This is a genomic window from Paenibacillus donghaensis (assembly GCF_002192415.1).
Classification (GTDB): Bacteria; Bacillota; Bacilli; order Paenibacillales; family Paenibacillaceae; genus Paenibacillus_AQ; species Paenibacillus_AQ donghaensis.
The window spans coordinates 7,022,392-7,044,383 of the sequence record NZ_CP021780.1 but is presented as its reverse complement, the minus strand read 5'-3'; the positions used below and the strand labels follow the sequence as shown (position 1 = coordinate 7,044,383).

Genomic DNA, 21,992 nt, shown 5'->3' with positions numbered 1-21,992 from the left:
GGACTGAACTGACATGGCTTTTAAACCAAGAGAAGGCGCCGATAACGACAAGAGACCAGCTCGTCGTGGCGGACGCAACAAGCGTAAGAAAGTATGCTTCTTCACTGTGAACAAGATTACTCACATTGATTATAAAGATACGGAGCTGTTGAAGAAATTCGTCAGCGAACGCGGAAAGATTCTGCCGCGCCGTGTAACAGGCACCAGTGCCAAATACCAACGTGCTCTTACCATTGCTATCAAGCGCTCGCGTCAAATCGCGCTGCTGCCTTATACAACGGAATAGGACGAATACGTGAAGCAGCCGGGAAACCGGCTGCTTTTAGTTTGCCCTCTCCTCTCCTCTAAATTGACGAAAACGGCAAACTGTAGTAAATTACAGGTATCCTATAACTAAAGGGGAAATTTTGATGTCGGTGAGCGTTCTTAACTAGCAACTTCATATCATCTATACCGGAAATGCCGGCAGGGCCGCTTTACAGCGAAGCCATGCTTTATTTGAGTGTATATGCACTTGGCGTCTACGTTCTGGAGGATGAATGATTTAGTTAAGAACACGCGAAGCGTCAAATAGCCTCTTTACGGCTGTTTCTCTTTGTATTGAACCGTGCTCTAGCAGCACGGTTTTTTGTGTTTGTATGGACTGCTGAAATCAAGGATTCTGTGCAATCCACACACATATACAAGGAGAAACACAGCCTAATTAAGAAGGGCGAAGACTGCCGCAGTGGCATGCTTCGTCCTTTTTGACGTCATGGAAGAAATTAGGAGGAGGATGAACAATGAACGCAGAAAGTCTAAGCTCACTAGAATATGGAACGGTCAGACAGCAGTTGGAGAGCCATGCAATATCCTACGCGGGTAAGAAATATGTTCAGGAGCTTATGCCGATGACCGGACTCCAGGCCATTCGCAGGGCGATGGAAGAGACGGAAGAAGCCAAGCTGCTGCTCGAAAAAGGATCAAGTGTACCTATTGCTTCAATGGAAGGGATGGAATGGACCCTCTCCTTGTTGGGAACGGGCTACCTGTTCAATGAGCAGGATCTCGCAGCGGTAGCGTTATTCCTTGGCAGCTGCGGGCAGCTGCGCAAATACATGCTCTCCAAGCAGCAGCAGGCTCCAAGGATCAGCTCTTATGCGTCCTCGATGCTAGAGCTGGCTCATGTGAAGGAGGAGATTGAGCGCTGCATCCGCTTCGGCAGGGTGGAAGATCAGGCAAGCAAGGGACTGGAGAAGGTGCGCAAGCGTCTGTCAACAGCCAAGGAACGCCTGCAGCGCAAGCTTGAGGCGCTGATGAGCCGCCATCAATCCATTCTTCAGGAGAATATGTTCAGCCAGCGTGGGGGAAGGTACGTGATTCCTGTCAAACGGGAGTATCATAAGCAGATCAAAGGTGCAGTTGTTGACCAGTCAGCCAGCGGGCAGACTCTGTTTATGGAGCCGTATGAGATATCTCTACTACAGGGAGAACTGGATCTGCTTAAAGCAGAAGAAGTGCGGGAGGAGACTATTGTGCTAAGCGATTTAGCCAGCCTGGTGGAGCGGGAACAAGCTGCGATTCGTCTGAATATTGAGGTCACGGCCATCTATGATTTCATATTTGCCAAAGCTAAATACGCCCGTACGATGGATGCAAGAGCTGTAAAATGGAATGAACACGGAAAGATGCAGATGATTGGCGCCCGCCACCCGATGCTGCCGGGGATGGTTCCCATCAGCCTTACAATTGGAAGCGGCGGCCGCTCGCTGATTATAACCGGACCGAATACAGGCGGTAAAACGGTGGTGCTCAAAACGCTGGGGCTAATGGTGGCTATGGCCCAATCCGGTCTGCTTGTCCCTGTGGAGGAAGTCAGTGAATTCACTGTATTCAACAATATGATCAGTGTAATCGGCGACGGACAGAGTCTTAGCCAGTCGCTCAGCACCTTCTCGGCGCAGATGAAACGGATCGAGATCATGCTGGAGCAGGCCTCCAAGGGAGTGCTGCTGCTGATTGATGAGCTGGCGGCTGGCACCGACCCGGGGGAGGGCATTGCGCTCTCTATCGCCATTCTGGAGGCCCTCAGCGCTAAAGGCGCCAACCTGCTGGTTACGACCCATTTCAATGAATTAAAAGCGTTTGCCGCTGTCACAGAGGGTTTTCAGAACGCAAGAATGGAATTTGACCAGGAGACCCTTCAGCCGTTGTACCGGCTTACCGTAGGGGAAGCTGGCGATAGCTATGCACTGCAGATTGCCGAGAAGCTCGGTATCGCCGGCGGCGTGATCGAGCGCTCCCGGCAGATCGTGGAACAGCAGCAGCGCAGGCTGCAGCAAGGGGGGAGAAGCTGGTCCGAGCTGATTCTGGAAGAAGGGCAGCCAAAGCAGACCGGCGCTCTGGCTGCTCAGCCACACGCTCAGCCAGACGCTGCTCCGAAGACCGCGGCGCCTGCTGTCCATTATGAGATTGGCGATGCGGTAAGAGTTACTTCTCTTGGACAGACAGGAATCGTCTATGAGAAAGCGGATAAGTTCGGCCGGGTCGGTGTGATGATTCAGAAACAGAAGCTGACGATTAACCATAAACGGCTGAAGCCGTATCTTTCGAAGGAGGAGCTGTACCCGGAGAATTATGATTTCGATATTATTTTTGAGAGCAAGGATACACGCAAGAAACGCAAGCTGATGCAACGCAAACATGTGGAGGGATTGACGATTATTCACAAGGCGGACGATAACAATTAAGTCCAGCTCTGGAAGGTCTGCTCGTTAGAGCGGGCCTTTTGGCTGCAGGGATAAATATCACGATATATAAGATGAACTTAAGAATGGAGTAGTGGAGTTGCCAGAAATCCTGAACCATGGGGCTTCCTGGCAGCTCCGTATGTAACATTCTTAAGTTCACGTTCTATAACGTAAAATTTTACATTGTCGAGTGCTTGAAACTTTGTTAAAGTAAATATTTATTCAGTAAAGGTTGTACAAGAAGGGAATGAACTGATGAATCGCAACCCAATCGGCAGGATGATGGTGATGCTGCTCACAGTGGCGGGAATGTTGTCAGCTTGCAGCGGATCAGATTCGGGCAGCAACACATATACTATGCACAATACGGAGACCAAGCTGGACGCAAGAGCCGGAGGCGTGGTGACTTATGGATATACAGCGCCGTTCCAGGGGCTGTTTGAGCCTGCTTTTTCTGAAGGAGAAGATGATACGCAGGTGCTTGAATTTATCACGGAACCCATGTTTAAGGGCGGCGATGATCTAACCACGGTTCCCCATATTGCTACATGGCAGGAGAGTGAGGACCACACCGTCTTTACCTTCAAGATCAAACCGGGCATACGCTGGCATAACGGCGAAGAGCTGACGGTAGAGGACTGGAAGTTCGCGATCGAAACGATTGCCCATCCCGATTATACGGGGTCACGTTATTATAGTGTGGAGATGATTAAGGGGGTAGAGGCCTATCATCAGGGTGAGGCGAGCGATATAACCGGCATTCGGGTGCTGGACCCGTACACCTTGCGGATCACAGTAACAGGCGCGCGTGTGAACACTATTGATACGTTATGGTCTTATCCGATGAATAAAGAATATTATGCAGGTGTTGACGTCAAGGATATGCAGGACAGTGAGCAGGTGAGGACCCGCCCGATCGGGATCGGACCCTTCCAGGTGACTGATATTCAGCCCGGCCAGCGGGTGGAGATGAAGCGGTTCGACCAATACCATCAAGGCAAGGCACTGCTGGACGGGATTAACTATACCGTTGTTGATGAAAAAACGATCACGGCTCAATTCCAGAACCAATTGCTGGATATCGCGTCTGCTCCAAGAGATGCTTATCAGGGTCTGAGGAAGCTGGATAATATCCGTATTCTGGAGTCGCCGGAGCTGTCTTATGAATATATTGGCTTCAAATTCGGGCATTGGGATGAGGAGAAGCAGGAAATTGTGATGGACAATCCCAAGTTCAGTGACAAGAGGCTGCGCAAGGCTATGTATTATGCACTGGACCGGCAGGGGATTATTAATGAATTCTCCTATGGGCTGGGTACTGCGATTGAAACGCCGGTTCCAAGCACGAGCTGGGCGAAGATTCCCGATGCCGCCATTGACCCGTATGAATACAATCCTCTAAAAGCACGAACCCTGCTGGACGAGGCAGGCTACAGCGATATAGACGGTGACGGTCTGCGGGAGGACCCGCAAGGTCAGAAGCTGGTCATCCACTACGATTCCATGAGCGGGGGGCAGTCGGCGGAAGCGCGGACAGCGGCGATCCTGCAGGACTGGAGAGAAGTGGGGCTGGACGTGAGGCTCAACGGCGGAGCGCTGAAGGACATGAATACGTTCTATGAAGCGGTGGAGCAGGATGACCCTTCCATTGAGCTGTTTAATGGGGTATGGGGCTTATCGAATGATCCTGACCCATCCGGGCTGTGGCGCAAGCAGGATCTGTGGAACTATCCCCGCTGGTCTTCGGACCGTAATGAAGCTCTGATTAAAGACGGTATAAGCATGAGGGCATATGACAGCGAATACCGCAAACAGGTGTATTATGAATGGCAGCAACTGCTGAATGAAGAGGTTCCGATGTTGTTTTTTGCCGAGCGGCAGTCGATTACACCGGTCCAAAAGCGGGTGCAGGGTGTGCGCGTAAATGCGTTCGGGAACATTATTGAGCCGCAAAACTGGTGGATTGAGGAACAATCCTAAAAAAAATAAATTTTTTCTCCAAAAAGTGAAATCAAAACGTCGTTTCGTTCGTCATATATAGTATGGAGGACGACAACGATGAACAGAAGAATTATAATATGGGCTTCGGCGGCCCTGATAGTCGTTGCCTTACTTGCGTTCATGAACCCGGGACTGCTTGGACTTAGGCCGCAGATTACTGCGGGTGCGGCAGTTCTGCTGGACATGGAGAGCGGCGAAATATGGATGGAGAATCATGCGGATAAGCCTATGCCCCCAGCCAGTGTGTCCAAGCTGATGATAGAGCTACTTGTGCTTGAGCAGATATCTTCAGGCGAACTAAGCTGGAACGAACAGATACCGGTAAGTAAATATGCCAGTGGCATGGGCGGAATTACGTTGTCCTTGAAGCCGGGGGATAGCTGCAGCGTGAGAGAACTCTTCGAAGGGATCTCTGTGTATTCTGCCAATGATGCGGCGGTAGCCTTGGCAGAATACATGGCGGGTACCGAGCAGGCCTTTGTCCAGCTCATGAATGAGAAGGCATATAACCTCGGCTTGTCCTCTGACACGGTATTTATGAACGCTACCGGTCTGTCTGCCAAGGATCTGGGGCTTGGCCTTGACGAAGAGTCGGCAGAGCCGGCCGCAGAGACAAGGATGACTGCGAGGGATATGGCGAAATTGGCCGCAGTTCTGATTACTGAATATCCCGAGGTGCTGCAGACCTCCAGCCGGACGCAGATGCATCTGAAAGGCAAAGGTCTCTATGTCAGCAACACCAACCTGATGCTGCCAGCCATGGGAGGCGCTTATGCCTATGATGGAGCAGACGGGCTGAAGACGGGGTACGACAGTCTTACAGGGTATAATATCGTGGGCACGGCCGAACGGGACGGCAGACGGCTTATAGCTGTAGTACTGGGTGCGGATTCCTACAAAAACCGGTTCGAAGCGACGGCGAAGCTGTTTGATTACGGGTTTAACCGGGGTCTGCGCTCCGGAGAACGGGTGAAATCGATTGTGCAAGCCCTCAGCTCATTTATGGTCTCTGACGAAGCATCATATCGGTAATAATAACCGGTTATGGTGCTTTATCTCTGTTTATGTCGTTATTTGTTGTTTCTTTTTATCCCCATAGTGATTACAATAGAAATGTTGTTTTATTTGTGTCAAAGCAGATTTCCGGGTTTATTCTACAGATATAATGATCCAAGATGCAGGAAGGGGGTACACTAAGGTACTTGGATATCACAGACCACTTGCAGCTTAAGAGAAGTAAAGACATGACTGCCTATTAGCGAACGGGCAAGCATTAACCATATAAAGCATTTTCTAATATGTACATTCCACAATAAAGAAGGAATCAAAGATGAAAAAAATCAAGAAACGATATATTGCGCTTATTGTTATTGCTCTGATTGCAGTCGGTGGATTTCTGTTTCGCAACCCGCTGAAGGTGCTGGCTTTTGACCTGTTTCTATCCGATCAGATTGAGAAGAAGCTGGAGCAGGAGTCTTATGTCCCGCTGGTGAAGGAAGACAACACGATTAAGCCTGAACCAGTCGTTAAGAAAAATGATCCATTCTCTCTGATGCTTCTGGGTACGGACCAGCGCGACAATGAGGTCGCCCGCTCCGATACGATGATGTATGCGGTTGTCCGTCCGGAGGATTACAAAATTCTGCTGATCTCGATTCCGCGAGATACCTACACTGAAATTATCGGCTATAAGGATGACAAGAAGGATAAGATTACGCACGCTTTCGCTTTTGGCGGCCAGCAGATGGCCAAGGATACGCTGGAGGCGCTGCTGGAGCATGACATTCAATATTATGCCACCATTAACTTCCAGGGTCTTAAGGACGCTGTAGACGCTATCGGCGGCGTTCCATTACCGATCAAGAAGACAATTGTGAACAAGCAGAAGGATCATGAGAAATTCACAATTGAAGGCGGCAAGTCCAACTATAACGGGCAGGAAGCCTTGAATTATACCCGTTACCGTGAGGACAGCGACTTCAACCGCACCAAACGCCAGCAGGTCTTCATCGATGTGGTGGCCAACAAAATGCTGTCTATCAGTCAGATTAGCAACATTCCCGATCTGCTTGATATTATGGGCGAAAACTTCAAAACGGATATCCAGCCTTCAATGATTATTGATCTGGCCAAGAAATTCATGAGTGGCAAGGATATGGACATTTCCAGCTTCACAGTAATGGGCGAAGGCAAGCGTATTGATGGCCTCTACTATGATCTGGTTGATGAAGAGGATCTAAGCGAAGCCAAGCTGATGATCGATAACTGGATGAACTCAAGAACACCTGTAGACCAGCTGATCGAGCCGGGCAAAGCGGAGAATGCGCTGGAGCCTAAGGCTACAGCTGCTGCAGAGTAACCCTGCCCCTGAGATAACGGAATAGAATGAATCCTGTGCAGCAGCCATGAGAATGTTAATGGCTGCTGCTTCCTGTCTTCGTGTTATAATGTTCTGGAACGGTTCGCTTTCTGTTGCGTATAACTACAGGTGTCCCTATGAAACGGGAAGAGTAAGAACCGTAATTCCTTCGGAACTCTTTGAGGAGGATCAAGAGATGAATATTGCATTTTTTCTGCTGCCCAAGCAGGAGGTGGCCTGCGTAACGCTGGATTCTACGCTGCGCCAGACTTTGGAACGGATGGAGTACCACCGCTATACAGCTGTGCCGATTCTGAACCGAAATGGAGAATATGCCGGCACGGTAACCGAAGGCGATTTGCTCTGGTACATGAAGGACTCTGACGGTAAGGTCACTTTTGAGAATGCTTCCAAATATCTTCTAAAGGATGTCCCGCTGCGCATGAACAACCTGCCCGTTTCGATTGATGCGGACATGGAAGACCTGATTAATTTAGCCAAGGTTCAGAACTTTGTCCCCGTGGTCGATGATATGAACCGGTTTATCGGTATTGTACGCCGCAGCCAAGTGATCGAATATTGTGAGAAATTTGTATCACGGCAATCACAGGAAACGTTATAAGCGGTGAAATGAAGGCCTGTATCTCCGGCGAAACGGAAGTACAGGCTTTTTCAAAAGCTTATTGGGGGCCGGGGCGTTTGTGTGAGACCGAAATTTTTATGCTATAATGGAGAATAAAGCTTTTTGCCGGAGGTAGAGCGACGTGTCCAAGGTACCGAAGGATTTGGATGTAGCCAAACGAGCGAAGGTTATTGAGTGGCTCAAAACCGAAGTAATTGATCAAGTCTCAAGGTTGTTCAAGGCATTATGGGAAGGCAGTACAGCCCGGGTGGGCGACAGTCTTGCCAGTCTGATCATGAGCTCTTATATTCTGGGGCGCAGGTTGGGCATTCCTTACCGGGAACTGGATGACTTACTTCTGGAGAAGCTTAGGAAGCATAAGCAGGAAGGCCACCAGCTGGAAGAATGGTACCAGGATATATCTGCACTAGAAGAACATATGCGTAAGAGGTGAATACTGTTGAAATTTCGCTGGACATCTGTGGCCTGGAGCATCGTGTATCTGCTCTTGCTGCTATCTTTATCAACCCCGCTGCTTATCATTACTACCCTATTTATGATTATTCCGGCAGTAGTGCTGTTTACTACGCTGAACACCAGGCAGTTCATACTGCATATCTTGCCGGTCCTGCTGATAGTGGGCTTGATTACGCCGGTCTATATTTTGATAGCCGCGTATTTCCTGATCCCTGGGCTGGTAATGGGCCGCTTCTACAAAAAACGGGCCTCAGCCCTTTCTACGCTGCTTGCCGGAACCGTAACCATTCTTGGTGAATTTCTACTGCTCCTGCTGCTGGGCACGGCATTGTTTAATTTCGATCTCTCCAACTATGTGAATGATGTGCTTCAGATGGTGAATTCGCCGCTGTCCGAATTCGGTACCACCAGCCAAATCTTCACTGATATGGGCTTCTCCTCGGAGCAGGTGCGACAGATCAGTGTACTGACGGTACAGATGATTCCAATGACGATGATTGTTACCTCTTTTATGATCGCTGTGATCACGCATTCGATTGTCCGTCCGATTCTGAACAGCATGGATTATGCAGTTCCTAAGCTCAAGCCAGCTCGTGAATGGAGACTTCCGAGATCGGTTATCTGGTATTACCTGGCCGGTGTGCTTCTTCAGCTGTTGTTCTCCAAGCCGGAGGGCAATTTCTTGCTGGTGATCTCCGCCAACCTGCTGCCGCTGCTGCGTATTGGATTTATGATCCAGGCGATCGGGTTTTTCTTCTTCTTGGCTCATGAACGCAAATGGAACAAGAGTGTTGCCTTCCTGCTGGCTGTACCGGTAATTCTGCTGCCATCGCTGCGCATTATCGGTATTATTGATCTGGTATTCCCGCTGCGGGAGCTTGTGACGAAATCGAAACGATAGGGTGAGAGCTCATGCCTAAATTCTTGCAAAGACGCTGGCACGGCTATCATACCGTCTGGGCGTTCATGCTGCTGCTGGTTCTTATTATAGTAGTCAGTATTTATAACTGGGTACTTGGTGTTGCCAGTCTGTTTCTGGCAGGCACCCTATCCTTCACCATGCTGAAGACGGAGATTGCGTTCCGGCGCAACCTGGTGGAATATATCAATGGCCTGTCCTTCCGGATCAAGCGGGTGGAGGGGGAAGCGGTCAGCATGCTGCCGCTTGGCATTATCCTCTACAGTGAAGACCGGACTGTGGAATGGAACAACCGCTGCGCTGGAGACATCTTCTCCCGCAAAACACTGGTAGGCGAGACCATTCAGGATTTGCTGCCTGATATGATGGCTTCGGTTAACGGCAGCGGTTCCAAACGGGAGGTACTCAAAGAAGGCCAACTAAAGGATACCCGGGTCGAAATTACTGTGGATGACAGGTATTATCAGGCTGTCATTATTCCGGGGGAACGCCTGCTTTACTTATATGATATTACTGAGCTTGTGGTGCTGCGCGAGCGCTACGAGGATGAGAAGCTGGCGATTGGAATCGTGATGATGGATAATCTCGATGAATCGGCCCAAGGCATGGATGATCAGCAACGTACCTCGCTGATTGCTAAGGTGGCCAGTGAGATTACGGAATGGAGCAAGCAATATGAGGTCTATCTGCGACGCTTATCCTCCGAACGTTATCTGATGCTGCTGAATCACCGCAGCTTGCAGGCGCTGGAGGAGAGTCGGTTCGTGATTCTCGATGAAGTGCGGGAAATGACCGCTGATCTGAAGGTGCCGATGACACTAAGCATTGGCCTGGCCTTCGGAGCCGACTCGGCAAGTGAGCTGGGGGCGCTGGCGCAATCCAGTCTGGATATGGCGCTGGGCCGGGGCGGAGACCAGGCCGCAGTCAAAGCGGGCCAGCGGCTATCCTTCTATGGCGGCAAGAGCAACGCCGCAGAGAAGCGCACACGCGTGCGTGCCCGCGTCATTGCCCATGCGCTGCGCGACCTGATGCAGGAGAGCGACCGGGTGCTGATTATGGGGCACCGCATACCGGACATTGATGCGGTCGGTGCAGCCATCGGGCTGCTGAAGGCGGCCAAAATGTACAATGTGGAAGCCTATATCGTAATGGAGACGCCAAATCCATCCATTACACGGATGATGGAGCAGATCCGCAAGGATGAAGAGCTGTATAAGTCATTTATTACCACGGAGCAATCGCTGCAGATAATGTCTGAACATACGCTGCTGATTGTAGTCGATACCCATAAGGCCTCGATGACCATGGAACCGCGTCTGGTGCAGTATGCCAGCCGGATCGTGGTCGTTGACCATCACCGCCGGGGTGAGGAGTTCATCAATGATGCGGTACTGGTCTACCTGGAGCCGTATGCCTCCTCCACCTGTGAGCTGGTGACGGAGCTCTTGCAGTACATTCATGACAAGATCAAGCTGAGTCCGCTTGAAGCCACGATGCTCCTGGCGGGGATTACGGTGGATACGAAGCATTTTGCACTGCATACGGGATCACGCACCTTCGAGGCGGCAGGCTTCCTGCGCCGGATCGGCGCGGATACGATTCTGATTCAGCGGATGCTGAAAGAGGATCTGCAGGAGTATATTTCGAAGGCGGAAATTATCAAACACGCGCGGATGGTGTATGATCATATAGCACTGGTTGTAACGGCACCGGGGATGAAGATTCCCCAGCTGCTGATCGCACAGACCGCCGATACGCTGCTCGGGATGACGAATGTGATTGCTTCCTTCGTGGTCAGCGAGCGTCCTGACGGACTGATTGGCATCAGCGCACGTTCTCTGGGAAGAATGAACGTGCAGGTGGTTATGGAGAAGCTGGGCGGGGGAGGACATCTCTCCAACGCCGCTGTACAGCTGGAAGGCACATGTAAAGAAGCAGAGGCCAGACTGCTGCAGGTGCTGGCTGAAATTGAATCGAAAGAGGGGCTGTTCGAATGAAGGTCATTTTCTTACAGGATGTTAAGGGACAAGGCAAAAAAGGCCAGGTCAAGGAAGTATCGGAGGGCTACGCAGCTAATTTCCTGCTGCCGCGCGGTTTGGTCCGTCCGGCAACAGACGGCAACGTGAAGACTCTGGAGAATCAGACGGCTGCTGAGCAGCGCCGCAAGGATAATGAGAAGAAGGAAGCGCAGGAGCTGGGCAAGAAGCTGGATGAGCTGACTTTAACACTGAAAGCCAAAGCCGGAGAAGGCGGCAGACTGTTCGGTGCCATTACAAGCAAGCAGATTGCTGAAACACTGGCTGCGACTCACAGTATCGTGATCGACAAGCGCAAGATTGAGCTAAGCGACCCGATTCGCCACCTGGGACTAATTGAAGTGAACGTTAAACTGCATACGGAAGTAAAGGCTGCGCTTAAGGTTCAGGTAACGGAGGAGTAGCATGGGTGGAGATCTCTTTTTCGATCGGGTTCCCCCGCAGAATCTGGAGGCAGAGCAGGCGGTAATCGGAGCGGTTCTGCTGCAGGATGAAGCGCTGATCACAGCGATGGAACGGGTGAATACCGAAGACTTCTACGATAAACCGCATCAAATGATATTTGAGGCGATGGTGCAGCTCGGAGAAGAGAGCCAGCCGATCGATCTGGTTACACTGACGTCCAGACTGCAGGACAAGGGACAGCTTGAGGATATCGGCGGTGTCAGCTATTTGGCCAAGCTGGCACATGCGGTGCCGACTGCGGCTAACGTGGAATATTACGCACAGATTATTGAAGAGAAGGCGATGCTGCGGCGGTTGATCCGCACGGCTACGCAGATTGTAAGCGAAGGGTATACCGGCGGCGAAGATGTTGCCGACATGCTGAGCGACGCTGAGCGGCGGATTCTCGAGATCTCCAACCGGCGCAGCGGCAGCGGCTTCATCGCCATCCGCGATGTGTTAATGCAGGTGTTCGACCGGGTGGAGCTGCTGCATCAGAATAAAGGCGGCACTTCGGGAATTCCATCAGGATTCGCGGATTTGGACCACATGACCAATGGCTTTCAGCGCAACGATCTGATCATCGTGGCGGCACGCCCATCAGTGGGGAAGACGGCATTTGCCCTGAATATAGCCCAGAATGTAGCGGTTCGCGCCAAAGAGACGGTAGCTATTTTCAGTCTGGAAATGTCCGCGCCGCAGCTTGTACAACGTATGATCTGCGCGGAAGCCAATCTGGATGCCAATACGATGCGGACCGGCGATTTCAAAAGTGACGATGACTGGTCCAAGCTGACGATGGGGATTCAGTCCCTATCCGAAGCCGAGATATATATTGATGACACTCCCGGGATCACTGTAACGGATATTCGTGCGAAATGCCGCAGACTGAAGAAGGAAAAAGGCCTCGGCATGATCGTCATCGACTATTTGCAGCTGATTCAAGGCCGGGGCAAAGGTGGAGAGAACCGTCAGCAGGAAGTGTCGGAAATCTCCCGTACCCTGAAGCAGATTGCCCGTGAGCTTGATGTTCCGGTCATTGCGCTGTCGCAGCTTAGCCGGGGTGTGGAGCAGCGTCAGGACAAGCGTCCGATGATGAGTGACCTTCGCGAATCCGGTTCGATTGAGCAGGATGCCGATATCGTAGCGTTCCTGTACCGTGATGATTATTACAATCAGGACACGGAGAAGAAGAATATTATCGAGATTATCATCGCCAAACAACGTAACGGCCCGGTGGGAACGGTGGAGCTTGTGTTTCTCAAAAACTTCAACAAGTTCGTCAACTACGAGCGAGCACATGCAGAACCTTTTGCCGGATAAGCTAAATGCGACAATTTCCGAACGATTGCACTTTCAAGGGTGTAATCGTTCGTTTTTATTTGACTTTGAAAATAGCGGCTGTTACACTGGGTATTGTGCTTTAGCGGGTTAAACCGCGTGGGCATCCGGAGGGCTGCGTACATAAGGATCACGTACAGGGCCCATATTATAGAAAATAATGGTGCGCTCAAGCACCTGCGGAGGAATGAACATGTCAACGGTAGTCGTCGTGGGAACACAATGGGGAGACGAAGGCAAAGGTAAAATCACTGACTTTTTGGCGGAGAGCGCGGATGTGGTCGCCCGTTATCAAGGAGGCAACAATGCCGGTCACACGATTCTGATTGATGGCAAGAAATTTAAGCTCAGCTTAATCCCGTCCGGTGTATTTTATAAAGAGAAGACTTGTGTCATTGGTAACGGAATGGTTATTAATCCCGAAGCACTGATTCAAGAAATTAACTATATTCATGAGAATGGTTTCGATACGAAGAACCTGATTATCAGCGACCGTGCCCATGTCATTATGCCTTATCATATGCTGCTGGACGCGCTGGAGGAAGACCGCAAGGGACCGAACAAGATCGGCACTACCCGTAAAGGGATTGGTCCTTGTTATATGGATAAGGCTGCACGCAACGGTATCCGGATTGCCGATCTGATGGATGCCGAGGAATTCGAGCTGCGCCTGCGCCATCTGATGGGTGAGAAGAATCAGGTTATTACTCAGGTCTATGGCGCGGAAGCGCTGGATGTGGAGCAGATTCTGACGCAATATCTGGAGTATGCCGAAGTGCTGCGCCATTATGTCACCGATACTTCAGTCGTGCTGAATGATGCGATTGATGAGGAGAAAAGAGTACTGTTCGAGGGTGCGCAAGGAGTCATGCTGGACATTGACCAAGGCACGTATCCTTACGTGACTTCATCCAATCCATCGGCAGGCGGCGTCTGCATCGGCTCGGGCGTTGGCCCTTCCAAGATCAAGCAGGTTATCGGAGTTGCCAAGGCTTATACGACCCGTGTCGGCGATGGACCGTTCCCTACCGAGCTCAATGATGCCACCGGAGACTACATCCGCGAAACTGGCCATGAATATGGCACGGTTACCGGCCGCGCCCGCCGTGTAGGCTGGTTCGACAGCGTGGTAGTGCGCCATGCTCGCCGCGTTAGCGGTTTGACTGGACTGTCGCTGAACTCGCTGGATGTGCTCAGCGGACTAGAAACCGTCAAGATCTGTACCGGCTACAAGTTCCGCGGTGAGGTGATCACCCATTACCCTGCCAGTCTCAAGATGCTGGGTGAATGTGAAGCGGTCTATGAGGAGCTTCCAGGCTGGAGTGAGGATATCACAGGAGCCAAGACACTGGCTGATCTGCCGGAGAATACCCGCAGATATGTAGAGCGTGTATCCGAGCTGACCGGCATTCCCATTGCCATCTTCTCGGTGGGACGCAATCGTGAGCAGACGAACCAGGTTATGCCTATCTATATCTAAATAAGAATGATTTATCGGGGAGCCTCCATGAGGCTCTTTTTGCTATGTCCATCCAGCCATGCCCAGGTTTCCAGCAGTGAATTCTGGTCAATACTGGGAGGATGGAGGGAGAGAACAACTATGAATCTATTCAAGCGTGCGCTTGGCGTATGTCTGATTGTAGTGCTGGCAAGCACGTTATCGATTCTGACCACCGGTGTAGTCGTGAACGCCTATATCCAGTCTGTGCTGGCAAGCTTTGATATACAGCTGGACACGCCGGCGCCAGGCTTCAGCGGGATGATTCGCACCCTGACCGGGGCGGGAGCCCGCAATACCGTAGGCAGTGACAAGAGCAGCAATAAGGCTGAGTCTGGCAGCCCAAAACCTGGGACCGGCACTAATTCCAACCAACCATCCGGCAGCACAGATGAACCTGTAGAAGAAACGGTCCCGGAGAATTCTCTGCCCGTAATGGGTGAGATTTCAACCGGCGGGGATGAAGCCGCAGAACAAGACGGGGATCCTGCGGATCAGCAGCTGGTGATGACACCGGAGGCTTTGGGTGATTGGAAGGACCAGCTGCCTTCTGTGGAAAAGGTTAATATTTTCAACATATTAATGTCCAAATTACCCCAGGATGAGATGTTAAAGATTTCCACAGCAATGGAAGACGGATTGACGGAGAATGAGGTGAAAGAGCTGCAGCAGGTAATTGCCAAATACGTAGAGCCAGACGAGTATGATGCTCTAATGAAAATGCTTACAACCAGCAGTGAGCCATAGGCATTGTCTGGAAAAATTAGTTGATTTTCAGACACAAAATAGCTGTTGAAAATCCATATTTATGTAATAAACCCGCGAAAGAGGCGGGTTTTGTCGTTTTTAGAAAGTTGAAATTTTTCTCCTAGCTATGTTACAGTAAACAAGGATCGTAATGGGTTAATTTTTTGTAACCTTTTAGAGCGCCATATTATATATAAATTCATACTAATGCAGACAGAATATTCTAGGCGGCAGAACGATAGATCAGTGCACTTACAATAAGCTTGGCAGCTCTTAACGGGTGATGAGTAGATTGAAAGGGAGAGTTTCATGAGAAAATTCAAGATCATGAACCGGGTGGGGAAACTGGAGGGCAGTGAGCAGGCTGCCACAGAATCCGGTACAGAGCATCAGCGGCATGAGGAATCTTCCGGTGAATCCCGGGGGTTCTTGCAGCTTACCGGCTCGCGGCGATTCCGCCGCTCCTGGATTGCCGCAGCCGCAGGGGTTATCCTGCTGGGTGCTGTGGTGGTTGGTGCGCAGAAGAAATATGTCGGAGCAAATACGGTATCATATTACCGCGTAATGGTTCAAGGCCAGGAGATCGGAACCCTGGAGCAGGAGGCTCAGCTGAAACAGCTGTTTGATGCCAAACAGCAGGAGTACCAGCGCAAGTATCCGGATTCGGTGATGGTGCTGCAGACGGAAGGCATCTCTACCGAGAAGCAGCGTGCCTACAAGCCGGAGATCAATAGCGAATCCACGCTGGACAAGCTGGACGGTATGCTGAAGGCTTATGCAGTTGGCGTACAATTGACTGTTGACGGCAAAGCGATAGGCATCGTAAAGGATCAGGAAACGGCAAATGCCGTACTGCAAGGGGTGAAAGCGCATTACATACCGCAGACTGAGGCCTCTAAGGACAGCAGTATACTGAAACGAACGGCGGCATCTGGCTCGGCCATGGCAGTAGCGGCAGCAGGAGCTGAGCAGATCAAGTCGGTACAGATCCGCGAGCAGATCGCAGTGGTTCCAGTCAAGGCAGATCCCAACAAAGTGTTGAATGTGGAAGAAGCTGTAACGGTGCTTACCGAAGGCAAGGAGGCTCCGCTGCTCTATTCCGTGCAGGAAGGCGACACCTTATCGGGCATCGCAACGCAGTTTGAGCTCTCGCAGGCCGAGATCAAACGCAATAATCCTGAGGCGAAGGAGCTGAGCCTGCAGATTGGCGATCAGCTGCAGTTAACAGTACCGCAGCCTGATGTTACGGTAGTCAGCGTGGAGCAGGTCAGCGAGCAGGTGGTGACCGAGCCGGAGATTATCGTGCGTGAGAGCGATCAATTGCCGGCAGGCAAACGTAAGGTTGTCCGTCCGGGGCAGCCCGGTCTTAAGAGCATGCAATACCGCCTGACCAAGGAGAACGGACAGGTCGTGCAGGAAGAGTGGCTTGGCCAGACCGTGCTGAAGGCCTCACTGCCTGAAGTGGTGTACCGAGGCACTAAGGTGGTTGGCGAAGGGACAGGCAGCATCGCCTGGCCAGTAAGCGCGGCGAGAATTACGAGCAGCTTCGGAGAGCGCTGGGGCCGTGCCCATAAGGGCCTGGATATGGTATCCAGCGACCGCACGATCAAAGCAGCGGACGCCGGAACGGTCAGCTTCGCCGGAGTCAAAAGCGGATACGGCAATGTGGTCATTATCGATCACCGCAATGGATATGAGACCTATTACGGACATCTAAGCAGTATTGCGGTTACTTCAGGCCAGCGCCTGGAGCAAGGAGCCAAGATAGGTGTGATGGGGAATACAGGCCGCTCCACCGGCACACATCTGCACTTTGAAATCCGCAAGAATGGCACAGCTATCAATCCAATGAAGATTCTGAAATAGCATCTGCTTACCCTCTCGGCCGCCCGGACTTGTTCGGGCGGTTTTCTGTTTAAATATAAGAATTTATATGCTTCGCGCAATAAATTATCCTTCTATTTCTCGCTGAAACGGGTACCGTCCTTTTAAGGACGGCGTAGCCGTTTCTACTTGGTTGAAATATTTTATCTGTGCTCACGGGTTGTGCGCCGCAGCTGGGATGTTAGCCCGGGACAGGTATGTTAAAATAAAGGAATGAACCTTAAAGCAAAGATAGAAGGGTGAAGCGAAAGAGATGCAGATGGGAACGATTCTGGTAGTAGACGATGAACAGCCTATTGCTGATATATTGAAGTTTAATCTTGAAAAAGAAGGCTACGAGGTGATCTGCGCCTTCGACGGCAACAGTGCAGTCGAGCTGGCCTTGTCCAAACGGCCGGATCTGATGCTGCTGGATCTGATGCTGCCCGGCAAGGATGGAATGGATGTATGCCGCGAGATCCGCTCGGCCCATCTGGATATTCCGATCATTATGCTCACCGCAAAGGATGGCGAGATCGATAAGGTGCTGGGGCTGGAGCTGGGAGCGGATGATTATGTGACCAAGCCCTTCAGCACAAGAGAGCTGCTGGCGAGAGTCAAGGCGCAGATGCGGCGGCAGCATAAACCGGCGGCGGCCGATGCGGCAAACGAGCCTGCGGCGGGCAAGCAGGGGGTCCAGCATTTCGGCCTGTTCATTGATACGGATATGTATCTGGTGTACAAGGATGGCGAACCACTAGATCTGACCCATCGGGAATATGAGCTGCTGTATTATATGATCCGTCATGCCGGGAAGGTAATGACGCGGGAGCATCTGCTGCAGGCCGTATGGGGATTCGAATATTTCGGCGATGTACGGACCGTAGATGTCACGATCCGGCGTCTAAGAGAGAAAATTGAGGAGAATCCCAGCAAGCCGGAATATATTTTTACGCGGCGCGGGCTTGGTTATTTGATGCATAATCCCAAAAGCGGAGGGCTGTGATGAAGGGACTGTCCTTTTTTCGGACGATTCAGGCCAAGCTTATTATTATCTACGTGCTGCTGATTCTGATTGCGATGCAGCTGATCGGTGTGTATTTCGTCAGCTCCATGAAAAATTCACTCACAGACAACTTCACTAAGGACCTCAAAGCCCGTGCCGAGATGTTATCCATTCTAACGGCCGATAAATTCGGCAGTGAAGCGGGAACCGCTGATGAAGAAACTGCGGTGGAGAGCCTGCGCGGTATGGTGAACAATCTGTACATCAACGGGGCAGAGATTCAGGTACTCGATGCCAGCGGCAAAATCATCACCACTTCGGTGCCCTCGCAGAATGATTATGTGGGCCAGCGGAATACCCAGACTGTAGTCAGCCGTGCCCTGCAGGGTATCAGTGATAATGAGGAGTACATTATTGCCGATGACAATGTGCGCAAGAAGGTGGTGGCGAAGCCGGTCCTTTCGGGTGATAAGGTAGTAGGAGCGATCTATATTGCCGCCGACATGAAGGATCTGTATGCCACGATGAGCCGGATAAACAGTGTATTCATCTCGGGGCTGCTGCTGGCGCTGGCACTTACGGCTGTGCTGGGCGTGATTCTGGCCCATACGATCACCCAGCCGATCAAGGAAATGACCCGCCATGCCACAGCGGTGGCCGAAGGGCGCTTCAACCGCAAGATGCCGGTGTTCGGCAATGATGAAATCGGACAGCTTAGCCAGGCATTTAATTATATGACAGGAAGATTGCGCGAAGCATTGTCACAGAATGAGGAAGAGAAAGAGAAGCTGGCGTCCATTCTGACCAACATGAGTGATGGTGTGGTAGCTACGGATGAGAGCGGAGTGGTCATTCTGATGAACCGCCGCGCTGCATTGATGCTGGGAGCGGAAGGCCCGCTGCCCGAAGGATCGCCGCTGGACGTGCTGCTCGGGTTGGACCATGAGCAGACCGGGTCGCTGGCGAAGGGAAACGCCCAATCGGCGATGCTGAATCTGACCCAGATCGACGGAGGCGACTCCAATATCGTCCGGGTTACCTTTACGCCGATTCACCGCCGGGAGGGCGGAATCGCCGGAACTATCGCCGTCCTGCAGGATGTAACCGAGCAGGAGAACCTGGAGGAATCGCGCCGTGAATTCGTGGCGAATGTCTCGCATGAGCTGCGTACACCACTTACGACAATCAAGAGTTATGCCGAAGCGCTGGATGACGGCGCACTGGAGGACCCGCAGCTGGCGGTTCGGTTCGTGGGTGTTATCCGCAATGAGACGGAGCGAATGATCCGCCTGGTTACCGATCTGCTGCATCTCTCGCGCCTTGATTCCAAGGAAGCACGGCTGCGGATTCAGCAGACGGATATCGCCGAGATGCTGGAGGATGTAGCCGACCGCTTCTCGTTCCAGATCCGCCAGAAGCGGATTCAGATTACCACCCAGGTGCATGCGGATGTCTCGGATGCCTGGCTTGACCGCGATCAGATTGATCAGGTGCTGGGCAATCTGCTCTCCAATGCGCTTAAATACACGCCGGAAGGCGGGGTGATTCAATTGGAGGCATTGAAGAACGAGGACGGCATGCTATCGATCTCGGTACGCGATTCAGGTATTGGCATTCCCAAAAAAGATATCGAGCGGATCTTTGAACGCTTCTACAGAGTGGATAAAGCCCGTTCACGCAATATGGGTGGAACCGGACTTGGCTTGTCCATTGCCCGGGAAATTGTGAAGGCGCACGGAGGTTCGATTTCCCTCCAATCAGAGCTTAATGAAGGCTCACAGGTCACCTTTACACTGCCTCTGAACATCCAAAGGGGGAGTGAGGCATGAAGGAAAGAGTGAAATCGTGGCTGCTTGCCCTGCTTGTGCTTGGAAGTCTTATAGAGAGCTATTATCTGATCTATCGGCTGCCGGGCAGCGACTCTGCGGTTATGTCCGAGACGCTGTATGTTAAGGCTGATAACATGGGGCCGGAAGAAAAGGTGGAGAATCTGCTCTATCCGAACAAGATGATTATTCATATGGGCGACGGCAAGCACAAGCTATTCTATCCGAGCTCTACCTTCTACAGCCTCATCTTCAACAGGCTGAAAGGTCGCAGCTTCGAGAGCTTCCAGCGCCGGGCTGTGCAGGATTTCGACTGGGAGAAGATTCGCAGCGAGAATCCGGGCATTGAGCTGTCCTTCGGATCAGGCATTCCGGTAACCCTGCTGCAGCGTGTGATGCAGCTGTCTCCGGATTCGCTGTTTGAGCGGGAGAGCATTGACCGCATCTGGATTTACAATATTAAAAATGATTCGAAAGCGCATGTCATCTTCTTCAGCACACGCGGAGATATCGTATATGAAGCGGCTAAAGCGGACCTGACGGTCCAGGATGTGCAGCAGCATGTGGAGCTGGGTCAGAATCTGACCTCCTATACCTCAGTGATGGGCAAATATTATGTGCCGGAAGCCAAGATACCGCTGGTTGAGGCGACGCTGCCTTCAGCCTTCTATACGATTGAACAAATGCAGAGCAATCTGTTCTTTGATGCCGGCAGTACCCGCTATATCCCGGAGAAGGATGGTTCCGAGATTTATACGGACAGCAAGCGCAGTCTGCAGGTGGACCGTGAGCGGAATTGGATGAGCTACAGCGATCCGGCCGCATTGCCTGCGGGAGAGAGCACCCCGGCGATGGATGCGCTGGAGGCGGTGGATTTCGTCAACCAGCATGGCGGCTGGAATGGAACGTATCGGTTGGCGGCAACGGAAGAGGGCAGACAGGAACGGAAGGTTTCGTTCCAGCAATATTACGGCTCCTATCCGAACGGCTCCTATCCCATTATCAGCAAGCCGCAGCTGCAGTATGGCACGATCCATGTGGAGCTGCAGCAGGGCACGGTCTCCCATTATGAACGTTCGCTGATGTATGTCGACAATACGAAGGCCGTGAAAAAGATTGTGGAGTTATCCGGAGGTGAAGAACTGCAGAATCAGCTGGACCAGCTGGGCAAGGTGTCGCCTGTGGAGGACATCATTCCTGCATATGTGCCGGTGCTGAAGGAAGACAAGCTGCAGCTGCTTCCGGTCTGGAAGGTCACACTTGAAGATGACAGTGTTTATACATTGAATTAAGTGCGGATTATGCTTACGAAGTAGTTTTGTACGAAGATAAATCAGGATGAACGGCTCACAAAACTTTGAGGAGGAGTAACTATGGACTGGGGAAGAGCCAAAAATGTGCTGATCTTCGCCTTTCTGGGACTGAACCTGCTGCTGTGCTACCAGCTGTGGATGGATCTGCGCGAGCAGGTCAGCGCGAATCTTGATTTCACTTCCCTGTCCAAGGAAACTCAGGCCGTTATGGAGCAGAAGGGAATCCGGATTCTGTCTCCGATCCCGGCGGCCACGCCCAAGCTGCCTGCGATTACTTACAGCTATTCCAGCGAGGGGCAGAATGAGCCGCTGGTGAAGCTGGAGAATCCGATCGACAGCAAGCTGATCTATTCGTCCTTCTCTGAGCTGAGCAAGGCGCTGGAGGGACAGATCCCGGATATCGCAAGCTACCGGTTCGACTCGCAGGAGAGTGACGTGGGCACTTTCGTGCTCCACCCGCTGGTGCAGGAGAAATGGTCGTTGTTCCGGGTGAGGCTGGAGCTGATTACCAGCGAACAGAAAATTGTTGCCTACCGCTGGCCGAAGATTGAGCTTGGAGCGAGCAGTGGGGAAGGCGAGCAGAAGGTGCTTCCGGCCTCGCAGGCGCTGAGCAGCCTGATCGAGAAGTACTTCCCTCTAGACGCCGTGGTGAAAGAGATTGAGCTGGGGTATTACGGCGAATTGTTCAATTCGGAGAGCCAGGTGGCTTCGCCCATGTGGCGGTTCATTCTGGAGGATGGCAGCACCTATTATGTGGACGCGATCAGTGCGGACATTATCAGTCCCAAGACAACAGAGTAGAAGGAGCAGG

The 21,992-nt window shown here is 51.7% G+C and carries 18 protein-coding genes; all 18 read left to right on the top strand.

Features of this window, described 5'->3' with window-relative positions:
* The first annotated feature begins 13 nt into the window (after nt 1-13).
* The 18 genes from rpsR (at nt 14) to yycI (ending at nt 21,982) form a co-directional block, all read left to right on the top strand.
* Nucleotides 14-286 (top strand): 30S ribosomal protein S18, encoded by a 273-nt coding sequence (rpsR, locus tag B9T62_RS31905; RefSeq protein WP_087918946.1) that lies wholly within the window; start codon nt 14-16, stop codon nt 284-286.
* A 496-nt stretch (nt 287-782) separates the two neighbouring features.
* A complete protein-coding gene (locus B9T62_RS31900) occupies nt 783-2,729 on the top strand; it encodes an endonuclease MutS2 (RefSeq protein WP_087918945.1) in 1,947 nt (648 codons plus the stop codon).
* A gap of 255 nt (nt 2,730-2,984) precedes the next feature.
* A complete protein-coding gene (gene opp4A / locus B9T62_RS31895) occupies nt 2,985-4,709 on the top strand; it encodes an oligopeptide ABC transporter substrate-binding protein (protein ID WP_245864186.1) in 1,725 nt (574 codons plus the stop codon).
* A gap of 78 nt (nt 4,710-4,787) precedes the next feature.
* Complete coding sequence (locus B9T62_RS31890) at nt 4,788-5,762, top strand: D-alanyl-D-alanine carboxypeptidase family protein (protein ID WP_087918944.1); 975 nt, start codon at nt 4,788-4,790, stop codon at nt 5,760-5,762.
* 298 nt (nt 5,763-6,060) lie between these two features.
* Nucleotides 6,061-7,089 carry an LCP family protein gene (locus tag B9T62_RS31885; protein ID WP_087918943.1) on the top strand — a complete coding sequence of 343 codons (1,029 nt, stop codon included), beginning with the start codon at nt 6,061-6,063 and terminating at the stop codon, nt 7,087-7,089.
* 196 nt (nt 7,090-7,285) lie between these two features.
* Nucleotides 7,286-7,711, top strand: a complete 426-nt coding sequence (locus B9T62_RS31880) for a CBS domain-containing protein (RefSeq protein ID WP_087918942.1) — start codon at nt 7,286-7,288, stop codon at nt 7,709-7,711.
* 142 nt (nt 7,712-7,853) lie between these two features.
* On the top strand, nt 7,854-8,165 hold the full coding sequence (locus B9T62_RS31875; protein ID WP_087918941.1) for a MazG-like family protein: 312 nt from the start codon (nt 7,854-7,856) through the stop codon (nt 8,163-8,165).
* A 6-nt stretch (nt 8,166-8,171) separates the two neighbouring features.
* A complete protein-coding gene (locus B9T62_RS31870; RefSeq protein ID WP_087918940.1) occupies nt 8,172-9,089 on the top strand; it encodes a DUF2232 domain-containing protein in 918 nt (305 codons plus the stop codon).
* A gap of 11 nt (nt 9,090-9,100) precedes the next feature.
* Nucleotides 9,101-11,104, top strand: coding sequence for a DHH family phosphoesterase (locus B9T62_RS31865; RefSeq protein ID WP_087918939.1), 2,004 nt, complete (start codon nt 9,101-9,103; stop codon nt 11,102-11,104).
* The gene (rplI, locus tag B9T62_RS31860; RefSeq protein ID WP_087918938.1) at nt 11,101-11,547 is read left to right on the top strand and encodes a 50S ribosomal protein L9; all 447 of its coding nucleotides are present in this window, start codon (nt 11,101-11,103) and stop codon (nt 11,545-11,547) included. The genes B9T62_RS31865 and rplI overlap by 4 nt, the downstream gene beginning before the upstream one ends.
* Nucleotide 11,548: 1 nt before the next feature.
* Nucleotides 11,549-12,910: a replicative DNA helicase gene (dnaB, locus tag B9T62_RS31855; protein WP_087918937.1), complete on the top strand. Its 1,362-nt coding sequence runs from the start codon at nt 11,549-11,551 to the stop codon at nt 12,908-12,910.
* A 211-nt stretch (nt 12,911-13,121) separates the two neighbouring features.
* Nucleotides 13,122-14,408: an adenylosuccinate synthase gene (locus B9T62_RS31850; RefSeq protein WP_087918936.1), complete on the top strand. Its 1,287-nt coding sequence runs from the start codon at nt 13,122-13,124 to the stop codon at nt 14,406-14,408.
* A gap of 120 nt (nt 14,409-14,528) precedes the next feature.
* Complete coding sequence (locus B9T62_RS31845; RefSeq protein WP_087918935.1) at nt 14,529-15,173, top strand: hypothetical protein; 645 nt, start codon at nt 14,529-14,531, stop codon at nt 15,171-15,173.
* A 309-nt stretch (nt 15,174-15,482) separates the two neighbouring features.
* Nucleotides 15,483-17,039 carry a M23 family metallopeptidase gene (locus B9T62_RS31840; RefSeq protein ID WP_087918934.1) on the top strand — a complete coding sequence of 519 codons (1,557 nt, stop codon included), beginning with the start codon at nt 15,483-15,485 and terminating at the stop codon, nt 17,037-17,039.
* A 271-nt stretch (nt 17,040-17,310) separates the two neighbouring features.
* Nucleotides 17,311-18,042: a response regulator YycF gene (yycF, locus tag B9T62_RS31835; protein ID WP_087918933.1), complete on the top strand. Its 732-nt coding sequence runs from the start codon at nt 17,311-17,313 to the stop codon at nt 18,040-18,042.
* Complete coding sequence (gene walK / locus B9T62_RS31830; protein WP_087918932.1) at nt 18,042-19,871, top strand: cell wall metabolism sensor histidine kinase WalK; 1,830 nt, start codon at nt 18,042-18,044, stop codon at nt 19,869-19,871. Before yycF ends, walK begins: the two co-directional genes overlap by 1 nt.
* The gene (locus tag B9T62_RS31825; protein WP_087918931.1) at nt 19,868-21,160 is read left to right on the top strand and encodes a YycH family regulatory protein; all 1,293 of its coding nucleotides are present in this window, start codon (nt 19,868-19,870) and stop codon (nt 21,158-21,160) included. The genes walK and B9T62_RS31825 overlap by 4 nt, the downstream gene beginning before the upstream one ends.
* Nucleotides 21,161-21,241: 81 nt before the next feature.
* Nucleotides 21,242-21,982: a two-component system regulatory protein YycI gene (gene yycI / locus B9T62_RS31820; protein ID WP_087918930.1), complete on the top strand. Its 741-nt coding sequence runs from the start codon at nt 21,242-21,244 to the stop codon at nt 21,980-21,982.
* Nucleotides 21,983-21,992 lie beyond the last annotated feature (10 nt).

What these genes read in the sequence shown, in the direction of transcription:
- yycI (WP_087918930.1), top strand. Translation starts at nt 21,242, where the DNA reads ATGGACTGGGGAAGAGCCAAAAATGTGCTGATCTTCGCCTTTCTGGGA.
- rpsR (WP_087918946.1), top strand. Translation starts at nt 14, where the DNA reads ATGGCTTTTAAACCAAGAGAAGGCGCCGATAACGACAAGAGACCAGCT.
- B9T62_RS31900 (WP_087918945.1), top strand. Translation starts at nt 783, where the DNA reads ATGAACGCAGAAAGTCTAAGCTCACTAGAATATGGAACGGTCAGACAG.
- B9T62_RS31880 (WP_087918942.1), top strand. Translation starts at nt 7,286, where the DNA reads ATGAATATTGCATTTTTTCTGCTGCCCAAGCAGGAGGTGGCCTGCGTA.
- B9T62_RS31845 (WP_087918935.1), top strand. Translation starts at nt 14,529, where the DNA reads ATGAATCTATTCAAGCGTGCGCTTGGCGTATGTCTGATTGTAGTGCTG.
- B9T62_RS31890 (WP_087918944.1), top strand. Translation starts at nt 4,788, where the DNA reads ATGAACAGAAGAATTATAATATGGGCTTCGGCGGCCCTGATAGTCGTT.
- B9T62_RS31840 (WP_087918934.1), top strand. Translation starts at nt 15,483, where the DNA reads ATGAGAAAATTCAAGATCATGAACCGGGTGGGGAAACTGGAGGGCAGT.
- B9T62_RS31885 (WP_087918943.1), top strand. Translation starts at nt 6,061, where the DNA reads ATGAAAAAAATCAAGAAACGATATATTGCGCTTATTGTTATTGCTCTG.
- walK (WP_087918932.1), top strand. Translation starts at nt 18,042, where the DNA reads ATGAAGGGACTGTCCTTTTTTCGGACGATTCAGGCCAAGCTTATTATT.
- dnaB (WP_087918937.1), top strand. Translation starts at nt 11,549, where the DNA reads ATGGGTGGAGATCTCTTTTTCGATCGGGTTCCCCCGCAGAATCTGGAG.
- opp4A (WP_245864186.1), top strand. Translation starts at nt 2,985, where the DNA reads ATGAATCGCAACCCAATCGGCAGGATGATGGTGATGCTGCTCACAGTG.
- B9T62_RS31850 (WP_087918936.1), top strand. Translation starts at nt 13,122, where the DNA reads ATGTCAACGGTAGTCGTCGTGGGAACACAATGGGGAGACGAAGGCAAA.
- B9T62_RS31825 (WP_087918931.1), top strand. Translation starts at nt 19,868, where the DNA reads ATGAAGGAAAGAGTGAAATCGTGGCTGCTTGCCCTGCTTGTGCTTGGA.
- B9T62_RS31865 (WP_087918939.1), top strand. Translation starts at nt 9,101, where the DNA reads ATGCCTAAATTCTTGCAAAGACGCTGGCACGGCTATCATACCGTCTGG.
- yycF (WP_087918933.1), top strand. Translation starts at nt 17,311, where the DNA reads ATGCAGATGGGAACGATTCTGGTAGTAGACGATGAACAGCCTATTGCT.
- rplI (WP_087918938.1), top strand. Translation starts at nt 11,101, where the DNA reads ATGAAGGTCATTTTCTTACAGGATGTTAAGGGACAAGGCAAAAAAGGC.